This is a genomic window from Glaciimonas immobilis (genome assembly GCF_011947285.1).
Taxonomy (GTDB): Bacteria; Pseudomonadota; Gammaproteobacteria; order Burkholderiales; family Burkholderiaceae_D; genus Glaciimonas; species Glaciimonas immobilis.
Map to the genome: position 1 here is coordinate 22,831 of NZ_JAAOZT010000014.1, position 16,025 is coordinate 38,855.

Sequence of the window (16,025 nt, forward strand, 5' to 3'; positions counted from 1 at the left end):
TTCTCGTTACAGATCGCAAGCGGGTTATTAAAATCCAGTACCCAACTGGAACTGGAAATGCTGCACTTTATCGGCAACGCTTACACCGTTAACGGTTGCGGTTTTCGCATTCAGCGGCATACCCCAGCTCAACTTCAAAGGTCCAATCGGAGATACCCAACTAAGACCGATACCAGTCGAGTAACGCAAATCATTAAACGACATGGGCGTCTTATCGGCAAATACCTGCCCCCCATCCAGGAAAGTAAACCAGCGTAACGTGCGGTCATTGCCTGAACCGGGGAACGGAAATTGCAATTCCAAATTACCAAATACGCGCTTTGATCCGCCTAGCGAGTCGCCGTACTGATCGACCTTGGAACCCAGAGTCGAAGATTCATACCCACGAACAGTACCAATACCGCCAGCATAATAGTTTTTGAATACCGGATATTTTTGACCAAATAGTCCTGCGCCGTAATCCAGTTCACCATTCATTGCCAATGTTACAGCGTTACCAAACAGTGGCTGGAAATACTGATGCTGATAAGTCGCTCTGTAATAACGCAAAGTACCAACGGCCGATAATTCAAGATTCGCACGCTGGTATCGACCTGTAGTTGGCACAAGTGCGCTGTCGCGGCTATCGCGCTGCCACGCTACTGTGAGCGGGAAACTAGTCGTTGCTGCTGAACTGGCACCGGTGAGGTATCCGGTTGAAGGGTTAAATTTGCCGCTACCAAAATCAGCAACATATTGCTGATAAAGAATCGGGCTTAAACTATCCGCATACACTTTGGTGTTTTCAACACCGATGCCAAAGAAGATTGTATCCAGCTCAGAAAACGGAACACCGAATTTGATATCGGTCCCGATGGACCGGACTTTATAGTCGCCCTGGGTGTATACAGAAGGGCTCACCGTACGTAAATACAAATCATAAGTGCGACTGACGCCGTCATCGGTAAAGTACGGATTAGTCTGCGAGACGGCGATGGTACGATTGGTGTGGCTGGTATTTACTTCCAGACCAATTGTATTACCACTACCAAACGCGTTTTGCTGTTGAATCGAGCCAGTCAGGCTGACTTTGTCCGCTTGCGAGAAACCTGCGCCGACCATGATGTTACCAGTTGGCTTTTCGGTCACAGTCATATTAATGTCAACCTGATCGGTTGTGCCGGGAACTTCAGGCGTATCAATATTAACGTCCTTGAAATATCCGAGGCGGTCGACACGGTCACGTGACAGTTTGATATTTGAACCGTCGTACCATGAATCTTCAAACTGGCGGAACTCCCGACGCACCACCTCATCACGTGTTTTGGTGTTGCCCACCACGTTGATATGTCGTACATAGACGCGCTTACCAGGATCGACGGTGATCGTGAATGCGACTTCTTTTTTGCTGCGATCAAGAATTGGATTAGCATTGACGTTAGCAAATGCATAACCAAAATTACCTAAACGCTCAGAGATTTTTTTCGTGGTATCTGTTAACTTCTGACCTGAGAATACCTCGCCCTTTTTGAGCTGTATCAACGATTTCAACTCTTCTTCACGGCCGAACATCTCGCCGTCAAGCTTGACATCAGAGACTGTAAATTTATCGCCTTCGTTGATATTCAACGTAACGTAAATATCTTTTTTGTCCGGCGTAATTGAAACCTGACTTGAATCGATCTGCATCTCAAGATAGCCACGGTTCAAATAGTATGAGCGTAACGATTCAGTATCGGTAGCCAATTTTTCTTTGGAATATTGATCTGCCTTGGTGTACCAGGTAAACCAGCCGGGAGAGCGCAGATTAATCTGGTCTCGCAGTGTTTTATCGGAAAACACTTTGTTACCGACAAAATTAATTTGTTTGATGCGAGATATGTCGCCCTCATCCACCGCAAAATTGATATTTACCCGATTACGCTCGACCGGTGTGACCGTCGTCGTGACTTTCATCCCATATAGGCCGCGGGATAAGTATTGACGCTTTAACTCCTGCTCGGCGCGGTCTACTAGCGCCTTATCGTAAATCCGTGACTCACCGACGCCAATACCCTTTAGGGCCTTGGTCAGCTGGTCTTTATCGAATTCTTTGGTTCCAGAAAATGCAACGCCAGCGATAGCCGGCCGCTCTTCGACCAGGATCACCAACACGTTGCCATCCGCCTCGACTCTGACATCTTTAAAGAATCCAGTCGCGTAAAGGGCCTTGATTGAAGCGGTAGCCTTAGCATCGTCAAACGTCTCACCAACGTGCACGGGCAGATAGTTAAATACGGTACCCGCTTCGGTCCGTTGAATACCTTCGACCCGAATATCCTTGATCACAAAAGGTTGCACTGCCATCGCCTGTCCTGAGCAAAAGGCAAAGGCCGCAAGAGCGATCAAACGACGGGGAAGAATCGACAAAGGGAAGTGCTGGGAATGTAATTTCATTAGCGATCGTTTGTTATCAATGTTCTTACCGACTATGTATGTCGGGCGAGAAGAAAAAACTTGGGGTACGCCTCGCCACCCGGATGGCGGCAAAACGCAACACTAGGCACCACTAAAATATGAGCCGGACAATGTCGTTAAACATGGCGACCGCCATTAACGTCATCAAAATACCTATGCCTGCGCGTTGGGCAATTTCTCCAAATCGTTCAGGAATAGGACGTCCAGTTAAAACTTCCACCGAATAATACAGCAAAAGGCCCCCATCTAAAACCGGGATGGGAAGCAAATTCATAACGCCTAAACTGATACTGATAAACGCAATAAAACTTAGATAGCTAATTGCCCCGACCCGAGCAGTTTGCCCCGCGTAATCGGCAATGGTAATCGGACCGGTGATGTTTTTCCAGGAAACCTGTCCAATGAGCATCTTGCCCAGCATTTTCAACGTTAAAACGCTGCTATCCCAGGTTTTCTGCGCGCCCTTGGCAAGCGCCGCTAAAGGTGTACTACTCGCGACGATCATTTCCGGTGTCAAGGGCACTTCGACCTTAATCAGCCCGAAACTAACGCCCTTACTTTCTTGCGATTGCGGGGTCACCTCAAGATGAAATGCCTGTCCTGCACGTATGCCGTCGATGGACATTTTTTTATCGGGAGAAGCCCTGACTTTTTCAACAAGTGCCAGTCCATCGTCAACGGCAGTGCCATTGATACGGGTAATTAAGTCGCCTTGTTGCAAACCAGCCCTCATTGCAGGACCATCAGGCATCACCTTGCCTAATACTGCCTTAGGCCGTGCCAAATCAATACCTAGCTTTGCTAAAAAATCACCTTCCAGGTCCTTGGGGGTAATACTGTCGAGCGGTAACGAGACGGTATCTAATATATTGCCGCCAGAAGGTCCTGGATCAGGGTGCTGGACATCCAGTTTGACGCTGCCTTTTTCCAGTGCCGCTTGCATCAACTCCCAGCGCAGGTCCGACCAGATTTGGATCGGCTTGCCATTTACCGCGGTTACTAATTCACCACCGCGCAGACCTGCCTTATAGGCGACCGACTGTTCGGCTACTATCCGCAATTTAGGTGTTGGTTCGGGAATACCGTGAATGTACAGTCCGGCGAATAATACAATCGCAAGTAGGAAATTTGCCAGAGGGCCAGCGGCAACGATCGCCATGCGACGCCAAACCGATTGATGCGTGAACTCACGCTTGAGATCAGCGGGGGACATTGTGGCAATATCTTGTTCGCGCGCATCCAGCATCTTTACGTAACCGCCTAATGGCAAGAGCGAGACGGCCCATTCAGTCTGATCTGGACCGAAACGACGGGAAAATATCACTTTTCCCATGCCAACAGAAAAACGTAAAACTTTGACCCCGCACAAACGGGCGACCGAATAATGGCCGAGCTCGTGAATAATCACCAGCGAACCCAGCGCAACCAGAAATGCTACTATTGTTTGAAGAAATGCCATCAGGAAATAAAAGTGCGAACTGTAAGACGAGCTAAGCGATCCTGCTCGAGCAGTGAATCAATGTCAGTAACCGAGCATATTGGCAACGTGTCCATCGTACGAGAAATTAATTGATCTATCATGCGAAATCCGATTTTTCCATCAAGAAACGCTTCGACAGCGACTTCGTTCGCTGCGTTCAATATTATCGCTGCAGACCCACCCGACAACAGTGCATCATACGCGAGTTTTAAACAGGGAAAGCGTTTCAGGTCCGGCTTACTAAACTGTAACTGACCGATTATAGTCAGATCGAGCGCGGCAACACCAGAGGAAATTCGCTCAGGATAGGCTAAAGCATTGGCGATTGGCGTACGCATGTCGGGATTTCCCAATTGCGCCAGAACAGATCCATCTACGTACGACACCATTGAGTGAATCACACTTTGAGGGTGGATGACTACCTCAATCTGACTTGCGGGAATTCCAAATAGCCAGTGTGCCTCAATGACCTCCAACCCTTTGTTCATCATGGTGGCAGAATCTACTGAAATTTTGCGCCCCATTACCCACTTGGGGTGTGCAACCGCTTCCGCAGGCGTGACCGACTCCAACGTATCCACAGTGCGAGTCAAAAAAGGCCCGCCCGAGGCCGTCAACAAAATTTTGACGATTCCCTTCGCCGCCGGATTACGTTGATATCCCTGCGGCAAACACTGAAAGATTGCATTATGCTCGCTATCGATAGGTAGAAGAGTAGCGCCGCTGGCAGTTACGGCATCGATGAACAACTGCCCTGACATGACGAGGGCTTCCTTGTTCGCCAACAGAATTTTTTTACCGGCGTGGGCTGCCGCCAACGATGGGGCTAATCCCGCGGCACCCACGATGGCTGCCATCACAGTATCGCAACCTGGCGCGCTGGCGACGTCGCACAGGGCCTGCTCACCGTAAATGACCTGCGTTTTCAACCTTTTTTCACGCAACAGGCGCGTCAATTGTTCGGCAGAGGCAGCACTTCCTACTACAGCAATTTGCGGACGAAATTGTTCACACTGTTCTGCCAGTTGGGTGATCCGAGTGTGTGCGGTCAACGCGTAGACGCTATAGCGCTCAGGGTGGCGCGCCAAAACATCAAGCGTGGAGACACCGATAGAGCCGGTTGAACCAAGAATCGTAATATTTTGCATGAGTAACCTTAAAACCAGTAACTCAACAGCGCTACCATTGGAAGCACCGGGATGAGCGCATCGATACGATCCAATACGCCGCCATGCCCTGGCAACAGTTGACTGCTATCTTTGATACCGGCACGACGTTTTAATTGTGACTCAAACAGGTCGCCAACGACACTCGCCATTACCAACACTGTCATCACGCCTGACAGCCCAGCCCAGCCCCAGGTTGCAAATAACTGTACCGGAAAAGTATCGGCTAGCGGTCTCGCAACAGGGGTCACACAAATCAAGCTGGCAATAACCAACACTAGTAACCAGCCTCCAAGAGCGCCTTCCCAAGACTTACCCGGCGATATGGAAGGCGCCAGTTTATGCTTGCCAAAAGCTTTACCACAAAAATAAGCGCCAATATCCGCAATCCAGACGATGGCCATGATTGAAAGCAAGTAAATAGGAGAATGCAGGAACAGACCAAGAATAGCAAGGAAACAACCGAAAATCGAGATAGCGTAGGTGAAGCCGACGATGTGATTGCCCACGCTATTGCGTGGCGGCAATCCCAACCCAAGGGAAGGGGTAAATCGCAAGAGCCATAACGCTACGCACAGTGCAAATAGCGAACCCATATTTCCGCCATTTCCCTTGATCAGCACCAAAACCAGTAAAACTATCGCCGCAGCGGCACAGGCTAGCGCCCGATTACCGATAGCACCGAACATCCGCGCACATTCCCAGATGGCGGCACCGAAAAAAAGCACGGCGACAATAGCAAATGCCGGGAAATAATTGAGATAAAGGATGGGCAATAATACTGCAAGCAGTAACAACGCAGTAATCACGCGCGTTTTAAGCATCAGGACGCCTTTTGTTTTTTTACTATTTGGTCACTCGTGCGCCCAAATCGTCGTTCGCGCAACTGAAAGGACGCAATTGCCTTATCCAGCTCTCCATCGTCGAAATCGGGCCAATAGGTTTCAGTAAAATAGAATTCGCTATAGGCCAATTGCCATAGCAAAAAATTGGAAATGCGCTGTTCGCCGCCGGTCCGGATAAATAAGTCTGGTTCCGGGGCATAGGCCATCGCCAGATGTTGCGCGAGCTCGTCTTCGGTGAAGTTTGCACTCGTGGTCGCGTCGCCCTCTGCAAGCATTTTTTTAACCGCTTGCATTACGTCCCAACGGCCACCGTAATTGGCGCAGATGGTTAAGGTTAAATTAGAATTGTTTGCAGTTTTACGCTCGGCGTTAACGATCATATCTTGCAGCTTTGCGTCAAAACGACTGAGATCGCCAACTACCTTAAGACGAATCCCATTGTTATGCATTTTCCCAACTTCGCGTTCCAGCGCAGTAACGAAAAGGCGCATCAATAACGATACTTCTTCTTCCGGACGGCGCCAGTTTTCAGAACTGAATGCAAACAAGGTTAGGTAACCAATACCACGGTCGGCACAGGCCTCAACAATTTTACGTACGACATCAACGCCTTTTGCATGTCCCGCAAAGCGCGGTAAGAAACGGCGTGTAGCCCAGCGACCATTGCCGTCCATAATAATGGCGATGTGCTTGGGCATTGCCGCACTTGACGGCACCGATAGCGTCGAACTTGAATGGGTCATTAAAATTGGAATAAAGAATATTAGTTAAAACCTGACGCATGCTTTGAGATTGAGATTGAAATCTCAGAATGCATTCAGGATATTACTACGCAGAATTGATTGGGACACATGTGCTGATCGAAATTTCTGTAAATGCGATACAAACGCAATATAAGCGCAATAATTTATCACGTCTGCATGGAAATTTTGGGTATTTTGTCCCGCTGATGGCTGTCATGAGAAATGAACAAGCTTATAACCTGCTCACATCCTTCCTAAGCTCAGATGATCGGTGCAGGAAGGTACTTTGAACGCTTGCGTTCGAAAACCGGATGGCCTCAAAACCATTCCGGCCTTGGAAGCCGTTTTTTACCTATCTCGCTCTTGCCCAAGTAGACTACTTCCGTCATTTACAAATCAGCATACGTGTTCGCGGCGCATTGATAAACGCTTAAAAGACCAGTATAACAAGCGCCGCTCTATACCGTCAGAACTTCCTTCTCTTTATCCACAACCTGCCTGTCGATATCAGAGACTGCCTTATCGGTGAGCTTTTGAATCTCATCTTGCGCACGTCGCTCATCGTCATCCGAGCATTCCTTGTCTTTAACAAGTTTTTTTAGTCCTTCGTTGGCATCGCGGCGAATATTGCGAATAGCAATCTTTGCGTCTTCAGCTTCGCTCTTGACCAGTTTAACCATTTCTTTACGGCGCTCTTCCGTCAACGCTGGAGTCGGGACACGTATGATGTCGCCTTGCGTAGAAGGATTCAGACCCAGATCAGCTTCACGGATCGCTTTTTCGACGACTGCGATCATTTTCTTCTCAAATGGCTGCACGCCAATAGTGCGCGCATCGATCAAGGTTACGCTGGCCACCTGAGTCAACGCGGTTGGGCTTCCATAATACTCAACTTGAACGTGATCCAATATGCCAGTATGGGCACGACCGGTACGTACTTTAGCAAGGTCTGCACGCAGGGTCTCAAGGGACTTCTGCATTCTCAGATCGGTATTTTTTTTGACGTCAGCAATGCTCATGCTGCTCTCCTATTTGTAAGCCGAAGCTTTATCTTGGAAAAACTTATTAGAAACTGCTACGATCCCACCGCACCTTGCGTGATCTGCTCACGATCTCACTGCGCACACGTCAGGTGATGATCGTAAACGGCTTCGGGCGTTGAGTCACATAAATGAATCCACAAAACGACCGCACAAAATTTATTGCACGGGCTACTTCGCAAATTTACCTTCCATTACTACGGAAGGGAGACCCGGCAACCGTCTTAAATCATGTTTTAGACGTGCACCAACGTGCCCTCATCTTCACCCATTACCGCACGCAATAACGCGCCTGGCTTATTAATAGAGAATACTTTAATAGGTAATTTTTGATCCCGGCACAAAGCGAACGCGGTTGCATCCATCACCTGTAGGTGTTTGGTAATAACTTCGTCAAAGGTGATCGTAGTATAACGGGTGGCGGTTGGGTCTTTCTGTGGATCGGCGCTATAAACCCCATCCACTTTGGTTGCTTTTAGTACAATTTCAGCGCCAATTTCAGAACCCCGTAGCGCTGCTGCGGTATCCGTAGTAAAAAATGGGTTACCAGTACCCGCGGCGAAAATAACAACTTTACCTTCTTCAAGGTATTGCAACGCCTTTGGTCTTACATAAGGCTCTACAACCTGCTCAATACTGATCGCTGACATCACACGTGCAGTCAATCCTGCCTGACGCATGGCATCGGCCAGAGCCAGCGAGTTCATCACCGTTGCCAACATCCCCATATAATCCGCGGTCGCCCGATCCATTCCTTCCGCGCCCGGTGCTACACCGCGAAAAATGTTTCCGCCACCAATGACAATAGCAAGCTCTACGTCGAGTCTGGCGATTTCCGCAACATCAGCGACCATACGATCGATCGTCGCACGATTGATGCCATAGGCATCATTGCCCATCAGGGCCTCACCGGAGAGCTTAAGGAGAACACGCTTGTATGCTGGTTTGGTCATAGTCTGAGTCCTTCGTTCATCCGATTAACAATTAATTACTACGTATTTTTATTATTCACGAGCCAACAAAACCATTCGCCAAATCATCAATGAGACAACTGACATAACAGCTCGGTATATTTAAAGAGTCATAAAGCTACTACTTGCACATATTCAACAATTACCCGATTTTATTGGCTTATTCCTGATATTACTGCACGTACTTGATTTGATGCGCGCGGCGCTCAAAATTCTCACGATCGCAAGACCCCTGCGATTACCCTGCCACCAAGCACTAACTTACGCCCACTTTTACGCCCACTTGTTGCAGATCGTAAGCGGGTTCAGAAATCAGGTGATACTCAATCTGGACGCCTCCCAGGCACACGATCGCCGGGTAGCGGACGGAAGCAAATCTTTACTTAGTGCATGCTATAGGCAAAAGATTCCCGGGAACCAAAAAAACGGGCCTCGCGGCCCGCTTTTCGTAATACTTAAGCTTGTCCGGCAGCAGCAACTGTCGCTGCAACCTCTGCAGCAAAGTCATCCACTTTTTTCTCAATGCCTTCACCAACCACGTACATGGCGAAAGACTTAACACTGGAATTAGCTTCCTTCAGCATTTGCTCAACGGTTTGCTTATCGTTTTTGACAAATGACTGATTTAATAAGGATACTTCCTTCAAAAACTTCTGAACCGAACCTTCGATCATTTTCGCAGCGATTTCAGCAGGCTTGCCTGATTCTGCCGCTTTCAATGTTGCCACCGAACGCTCTTTTTCAATTAGTTCTGCCGGAACCTGATCCGATGACAAAGACACTGGCTTCATTGCTGCGATGTGCATCGCAACGTCTTTACCGACTTGCTCAACTGCGCCGTCATATTCAACCATCACCCCAATACTGGTGCCGTGGATGTAAGAAGCCAGTTTAGCGGTAGTCTCGAAACGCTTAAAACGACGAATCGACATGTTTTCACCAATACGACCAATCAATTCGGTACGGCATGATTCGATCGTACCGCCATTCAAAGGTAGCGCAGCCAATGCAGCAAGATCAACTGGATTGTTTTCTGCGGCCAACTTGGCGCAAGCATTGACCAGAGCAATGAATTCGTCATTTTTTGTTACGAAATCCGTCTCGCAGTTAACTTCCACTAACGCACCAACGCCGCCAGAGATGTAAGCTGCAACGACGCCTTCTGCCGTAACACGGGATGCCGCTTTAGAAGCTTTACCACCTAATTTAACGCGTAGGATCTCTTCCGCTTTGACCATATCGCCATCGGCTTCAGTCAGCGCCTTTTTGCATTCCATCATTGGCGCATCAGTTTTAGCGCGCAATTCACCAACTAGTGCTGCAGTAATAACTGCCATGTCATTCTCCTGGATCAATTGGTGCAGGTAAAATTCGTTCGCGTCACTTCACGTTCGCTTTGGAGCCGCGAATACTCTCGTGGCGCTCGCCATCCAAGTGCTATTGCAAACCATCCGTCACCTGCACATCAGTCAAAAATATTCGGTTTATACAAAAAAAGGGGCCATCGCTGCCCCCTTTTTTTGGTTGAAGTGCTTTACCTCAGTCTCAGGATTTACGCCTGATCGTTAACTTCAACGAAGTCATCACCAGCATTGCCCTTGATTAGCTCAACGATTTCATTAACGGCGCTAGCGCGACCTTCAATGATTGCATCTGCGACGCCACGTGCGTACAAAGCGATTGCTTTAGACGAATCGTCGTTACCAGGAATAATGTAAGTCACGCCTTCTGGCGAGTGATTTGTATCAACAACGCCGATAACCGGAATGCCCAATTTTGCGGCTTCAGTAATCGCACCTTTGTGGTAACCAACGTCGATAACAAAGATCGCGTCAGGAATGCCGCCCATATCCTTGATACCACCGATAGCTTTTTGCAACTTGATCATTTCACGCTGAAACATCAAACCTTCTTTTTTGCTCAAATTTTCTACTGAGCCGTCAGCAATCGACGCTTCCATTTCTTTAAGACGCTTGATCGAAGTCTTGATAGTCTTGAAGTTAGTCAGCATACCGCCCAACCAACGTTGATCTACAAATGGTGAACCCGAACGTGCTGCTTCCGCGGCGATAATTTCGCGTGCCTGACGTTTAGTACCGACAAACAGGATGTTGCCACGATTGGATGACAATTGACGAATATACTTCATCGCCTCTTGGTACATACCTAGGGTTTTTTCCAGATTGACAATGTGGATTTTATTGCGGTGACCGAAGATGTACGGTGCCATCTTAGGGTTCCAGAAACGAGTTTGGTGACCAAAGTGAACACCGGCTTCCAGCATTTCGAGCATTGTTACTGACATAATTTTCTCCAGGGTTGGGTCTGGAATCTGCTCAGTCACCCGACTTGTTAGACAAGCAAGGCACCCTTTTCGAGCGGATTCGCGATTTAAAACAACGAGTTACAGCTATAAACAGTATTTCTTCCGGACCAGGATGTAACAATGCTATTCAATTGTCTATCCCAGCCAGCCCAAGATTCTACCTCAAAACGTATGCATCCTTCAAGTGCCGCATTACCTGAATTACAGCGGAGCTTAGCTAGCTCGTCTATAATTGATCCTTGATTAGGCTTGCTGTCGAACCTCGCCAACACCCTTACGAGGATTCGGCCGATATTTTCCTCGGATTCCTTCTGCACTATTTTGCAATTTTTTACCAAAAGTTATCTACCTATGTCCTCTATTTCGATTAAAACCGCCGAAGATATTGCTGGCATGCGCATCGCTGGCAAACTTGCCTCGGAAGTTCTTGATTACATCACGCCTTTTGTGAAGGTCGGCGTCACTACTGGTGAGCTTGATCGTCTATGTCATGAGTACATGTCAAACGTGCAAGGCACCATTCCCGCTCCCCTTAATTATTGTCCCCCTGGTTACACCCCCTATCCAAAAGCCATCTGTACATCGGTAAATGATGTAATCTGCCACGGCATTCCTGGCGACAAGGTACTCAAAAACGGCGATGTCGTGAACCTTGATATCACCGTCATCAAGGATGGTTATCATGGCGACACTAGCCGGATGTTTTATGCGGGTGAACCCTCGATCATGGCGAAACGACTTGGCGACATCACTTATGAATGTATGTGGCTGGGGATTGCCAAGATTAAACCCGGCGCTCACCTTGGCGATATTGGATACGTGATCCAGCAACACGCGGAAAAAGCTGGGTACAGCGTCGTGCGTGAATTTTGCGGTCACGGCATCGGAAAAGTCTTCCACGAAGAACCGCAGGTATTACATTATGGTCGCCCTGGGACACTTGAAAAATTAGAGGCCGGTATGATATTTACGGTCGAGCCGATGATTAATGCCGGACGCCGCGATATACGCGAAATGGGCGATGGCTGGACCATTCGCACGAAAGATCGTAGCCTGTCGGCTCAATGGGAACACACAGTACTGGTAACAGAAACCGGTTACGAAATTCTGACCAAGTCAGATGGAACGCCACCGCCGCCTGCTTTCATTGCCTGAACCTGCGCGCTATCGCTGTTACTGAAGGCCTCGCAACATCACTAGAATTCTACGGAACCAAAACCCGCATCGTGAAGACAAGACCCCAGTGCTGCGGCCGGACTGGGCTGTAGAATATAGGACTGGGAGCTCGGCGGACTGCAATTTGCGATATTCCCGAGCGCAAGCGGCTCCGATGATAGTCAACTTTTAACTCTGGGAAAGTGCGGAGTTCCGTGTGAAAATAAAAACAATCCCAAAACCCACGTTCACAACCCCGACCTTTCCTTATTAAACAGTTTGTCCTTTAGCGCGCGTTATTTTTATTCAGACGTTTGCCCAACCACACTTCTTTCGCTAAGACAGCGTAGCCATGTCGACACTTGCCAAAACTTTAAAGAATCAATTAAGAACCGAGCGACAAACCATCATCGATGCTTTTTTGGAAAACGGTAAGCCAGAACCACTATTGAAGCAGTTGCGGCAAAGTGTTGATACCGCGCTAACCCTTGCATGGAAGTTATTGCAGCTACCAGCCTGCGCCGCCTTGGTGGCCGTGGGCGGCTACGGGCGCGGTGAATTATTTCCCCACTCAGATGTCGATTTGCTGATTTTGCTGGAAGGTCCTCCTGATGCGGAGCTCATCTGTACATTAGAGCAACTTGTTCAGTTATTCTGGGACATTGGGCTGGAAATCGGTCACAGCATCCGCTCGGTGGATGAATGCATGACTGAAGCTGCTGCGGATATCACCGTCAAGACCAGTTTACTTGAGGCGCGATTAATCACTGGTAACAAGGCCCTATTTAGCGAGTTGCAAGTCCGCTATAACGCGGCGATGGACCCGCGCACCTTCTTTCAGGCAAAAAAACTGGAAATGCGCCAGCGTCACGTGAAATTTGAAGATACGGCCTTTAGTCTGGAGCCAAACTGCAAAGAAAGTCCTGGTGGCCTGCGTGATCTGCAAGTGATTTTATGGGTAACTAAAGCCGCCGGCCTGGGCGACTCATGGAGTAAACTTGCTAAAATGTCACTAATTACCGCCACCGAAGCCCGACAATTAAAGCAAAAAGAGCGCGCCTTTAAAGACATCCGCATACGCTTGCACATCTACACCAATCGACGTGAGGATCGGCTGGTATTTGACGTCCAGACCCCAATCGCTGAAACGTTGGGCTTCAAGACCACAGAAACCCGCCGCGCCAGCGAGTATCTGATGCAAAGGTATTACTGGGCCGCAAAATCAGTGACCCAGCTCAATCTGGTGCTGCTACAAAATATTGAAGCGTATCTATTTCCGCAACCGATCGTGCCGCGCCCGATCAATGAACGATTCAACCAATTCAACGGCTTGATTGACATCGTCGCCGACGATCAATTTGAGACCATACCGTCCACCATGCTTGAGTTATTTGCGCTGATCGCTAGCGATACGCAACTCAAAGACATGACCGTGCGTACGCGTCGCGCTTTATGGCATGCGCGCATCAAGATTGACCCCGCCTTCCGCCGCAATCCATACAATCGCGCACTGTTCATGCAGATTATTCAGGCACCGCAAGGCATTACCCATGCGTTGCGCGGCATGACCGAAACGGGTGTACTGGGACGGTACCTTCCAAATTTTCGTCGTATTGTCGGCCAGATGCAGCATGACCTGTTTCACGTTTATACGGTTGACCAGCATATTTTGATGGTAGTCCGCAATGTGCGACGATTCACGATGAGTGAGCACGCCCACGAGTATCCGTTCTGTAGTCAGTTGATGGCCAATTTTCCACGTCCATGGATACTATATGTCGCTGCGCTATTTCACGATATCGCCAAAGGTCGTGGCGGGGATCATTCGCAATTGGGTATGGTCGATGCGCGGATATTTTGCCAACAGCATGGTATGTCCACCGACGACACGGAGCTTGTCGTATTTTTAGTACAGCAGCACCTGACGATGTCGCATGTTGCGCAAAAGCAGGATATGTCCGATCCTGATGTCATATTACAATTTGTTAACACGGTCAGAGACGAGCGCCACCTGACAGCACTTTACTTGTTGACGGTCGCAGACATTCGTGGCACCAGTCCCAAGGTATGGAATGCCTGGAAGGGCAAGCTGTTAGAAGACTTATATCGCATTACCTTGCGCGTGCTAGGCGGCGAGACGCCCTCAACCGACCGCGAGCTGAAAAACACGCAAGAAGACGCGTTGAAGACCTTGCGTCTGTATGGCTTGCCTAACGATGCGCATGAGGCGTTATGGAAGCAGCTCGACGTTGCTTATTTTTTGCGCCACGATGCCGCAGATATCGCCTGGCAAACGCGTTCTTTCTACACGCTTGTGGATAGCCCTAAACCGATCGTAAAAGCCAGACTGGCACCTATTGGAGAAGGCTTGCAGGTTGCTGTCTACACGCCGGATGAAGCCGATTTATTTGCGCGTATATGCAGCTATTTTGACAGCAAGAATTTCAGTATTCTGGACGCCAAAATTCACACGACCAAACATGGTTATGCGCTCGATACGTTTTTATTAAGTGCGCCATTGTTCGCCAAACATTACCGCGACATCATCAACCTTATCGAACATGAACTGACGGAACAACTGGAGACGCGTGGGCCATTGGCCTCGCCGATGCGCGGTCGCCTGTCGCGACTATCGCGTACTTTTCCGGTTACACCAACGGTGGATTTGAAACCAGACGAACGTGGTCAATTTTATCTTCTAAACATTACCGCCAACGACCGTACCGGTTTGCTGTACTTAATCGCCAACGTGTTAGCCAAATACAAGATTAACTTGCATACAGCCAAGATCATGACCTTGGGTGAACGGGTGGAAGACGTTTTTTTAGTCGATGGAAATGCACTAAATCATAGTCGGACCCAATTACAACTCGAAACCGATTTGCTCGATGCTCTGCAAATATAGGGAAATATAGACAAAAAACCCGGCAGCGATTAACTTTCCTTATTTATTTAATCTTATTTGATTTGTACTTTTATGACCGAACCATTACGCCTTTCCAAACGCATGTCTGAACTTGGGCTTTGCTCACGCCGAGAAGCCGACGAGTGGATCTCCCGCGGCTGGGTCCGGGTAGACGGCATCATTATCTCCGAGCTTGGCAGTAAAGTACTGCCGCATCAACACGTGACCGTAGACCGTCAGGCCAGCGCTGAACAGGCTAAACGCGTCACCATTCTGATCAATAAACCGATGGGCTATGTCAGCGGCCAGGCCGAAGACGGTTATAAGCCAGCGGTGGTATTGGTGAATGGCGCAAGCCGCTGGAAAGAAGACAAGTCGGTACAAGAATTTCACGGGAGTCAGTTACGCCATCTGGTTCCTGCCGGTCGCCTGGATATTGACTCCGTTGGATTGCTTGTGTTGACGCAAGATGGTCGCATTGCCAAAGAATTGATCGGTGAAGATTCGTCCATCGACAAAGAATACCTCGTCCGCGTTCAATATCATCACGGCGCAAAATTACCTGACAGCGAGTTGCGACGCCTGAATTTTGGGTTGTCGCTGGACGGCAAACCACTTAAACGCGCCATTGTTAAATGGCAGAATGAAGATCAACTCAGCTTTACGTTACGCGAAGGTAAAAAAAGACAGATTCGCCGCATGTGCGAAGCAGTTGGCTTGAAAGTGACGGGATTGAAACGCATCCGCATTGGCAAAATTACGCTAGGGGATTTACCTACCGGCGAATGGCGCTATCTGAATATTGACGAGAACTTTTGATAAAGGCGCCGCATCATTTAGATGATAATGTGCCCGATTATAATTAATATTAAACTCAAATTTACTCAAATCAAAACAATTTTATTTGGTCCAGAGGGGCGGCCTGATGCCCCTCTGGAGACCTGATCAGCAATCAGCA

Annotated in this window: 12 protein-coding genes; 3 read left to right on the forward strand and 9 right to left on the reverse strand. The window is 48.6% G+C overall.

Going from position 1 to position 16,025, the window contains the following annotated elements; genetic code table 11:
• Nucleotides 1-27: 27 nt before the first annotated feature.
• The 9 genes from bamA to rpsB form a co-directional block, all read right to left on the reverse strand.
• The gene (bamA, locus tag HAV38_RS19510; RefSeq protein ID WP_168057077.1) at nt 28-2,415 is read right to left on the reverse strand and encodes an outer membrane protein assembly factor BamA; all 2,388 of its coding nucleotides are present in this window, start codon (nt 2,413-2,415) and stop codon (nt 28-30) included.
• A 112-nt stretch (nt 2,416-2,527) separates the two neighbouring features.
• Nucleotides 2,528-3,895 carry an RIP metalloprotease RseP gene (rseP, locus tag HAV38_RS19515; protein ID WP_168057078.1) on the reverse strand — a complete coding sequence of 456 codons (1,368 nt, stop codon included), beginning with the start codon at nt 3,893-3,895 and terminating at the stop codon, nt 2,528-2,530.
• Entirely contained in the window at nt 3,895-5,064 is a 1,170-nt protein-coding gene (ispC, locus tag HAV38_RS19520; protein WP_168057079.1) for a 1-deoxy-D-xylulose-5-phosphate reductoisomerase, read from the reverse strand. The genes rseP and ispC overlap by 1 nt, the downstream gene beginning before the upstream one ends.
• Before the next feature lie 8 nt (nt 5,065-5,072).
• Complete coding sequence (locus HAV38_RS19525) at nt 5,073-5,906, reverse strand: phosphatidate cytidylyltransferase (RefSeq protein ID WP_168057080.1); 834 nt, start codon at nt 5,904-5,906, stop codon at nt 5,073-5,075.
• Nucleotides 5,906-6,670: a polyprenyl diphosphate synthase gene (gene uppS, locus HAV38_RS19530; protein ID WP_168057081.1), complete on the reverse strand. Its 765-nt coding sequence runs from the start codon at nt 6,668-6,670 to the stop codon at nt 5,906-5,908. Before uppS ends, HAV38_RS19525 begins: the two co-directional genes overlap by 1 nt.
• A gap of 458 nt (nt 6,671-7,128) precedes the next feature.
• Entirely contained in the window at nt 7,129-7,689 is a 561-nt protein-coding gene (frr, locus tag HAV38_RS19535) for a ribosome recycling factor (protein WP_168057082.1), read from the reverse strand.
• 257 nt (nt 7,690-7,946) lie between these two features.
• A complete protein-coding gene (gene pyrH / locus HAV38_RS19540; protein ID WP_168057083.1) occupies nt 7,947-8,663 on the reverse strand; it encodes a UMP kinase in 717 nt (238 codons plus the stop codon).
• Between the two features lie 473 nt (nt 8,664-9,136).
• Complete coding sequence (gene tsf, locus HAV38_RS19545; protein ID WP_168057084.1) at nt 9,137-10,018, reverse strand: translation elongation factor Ts; 882 nt, start codon at nt 10,016-10,018, stop codon at nt 9,137-9,139.
• A 215-nt stretch (nt 10,019-10,233) separates the two neighbouring features.
• Entirely contained in the window at nt 10,234-10,986 is a 753-nt protein-coding gene (rpsB, locus tag HAV38_RS19550; RefSeq protein WP_168057085.1) for a 30S ribosomal protein S2, read from the reverse strand.
• 342 nt (nt 10,987-11,328) lie between these two features.
• Between rpsB and map the strand changes: the two genes are divergently transcribed.
• The 3 genes from map (at nt 11,329) to HAV38_RS19565 (ending at nt 15,886) form a co-directional block, all read left to right on the forward strand.
• A complete protein-coding gene (gene map / locus HAV38_RS19555; protein WP_260326496.1) occupies nt 11,329-12,162 on the forward strand; it encodes a type I methionyl aminopeptidase in 834 nt (277 codons plus the stop codon).
• Nucleotides 12,163-12,514: 352 nt separating this feature from the next.
• Nucleotides 12,515-15,067, forward strand: coding sequence for a [protein-PII] uridylyltransferase (locus tag HAV38_RS19560; protein ID WP_168057087.1), 2,553 nt, complete (start codon nt 12,515-12,517; stop codon nt 15,065-15,067).
• Between the two features lie 72 nt (nt 15,068-15,139).
• A complete protein-coding gene (locus HAV38_RS19565; RefSeq protein WP_168057088.1) occupies nt 15,140-15,886 on the forward strand; it encodes a pseudouridine synthase in 747 nt (248 codons plus the stop codon).
• The last annotated feature ends 139 nt before the right edge of the window (nt 15,887-16,025 follow it).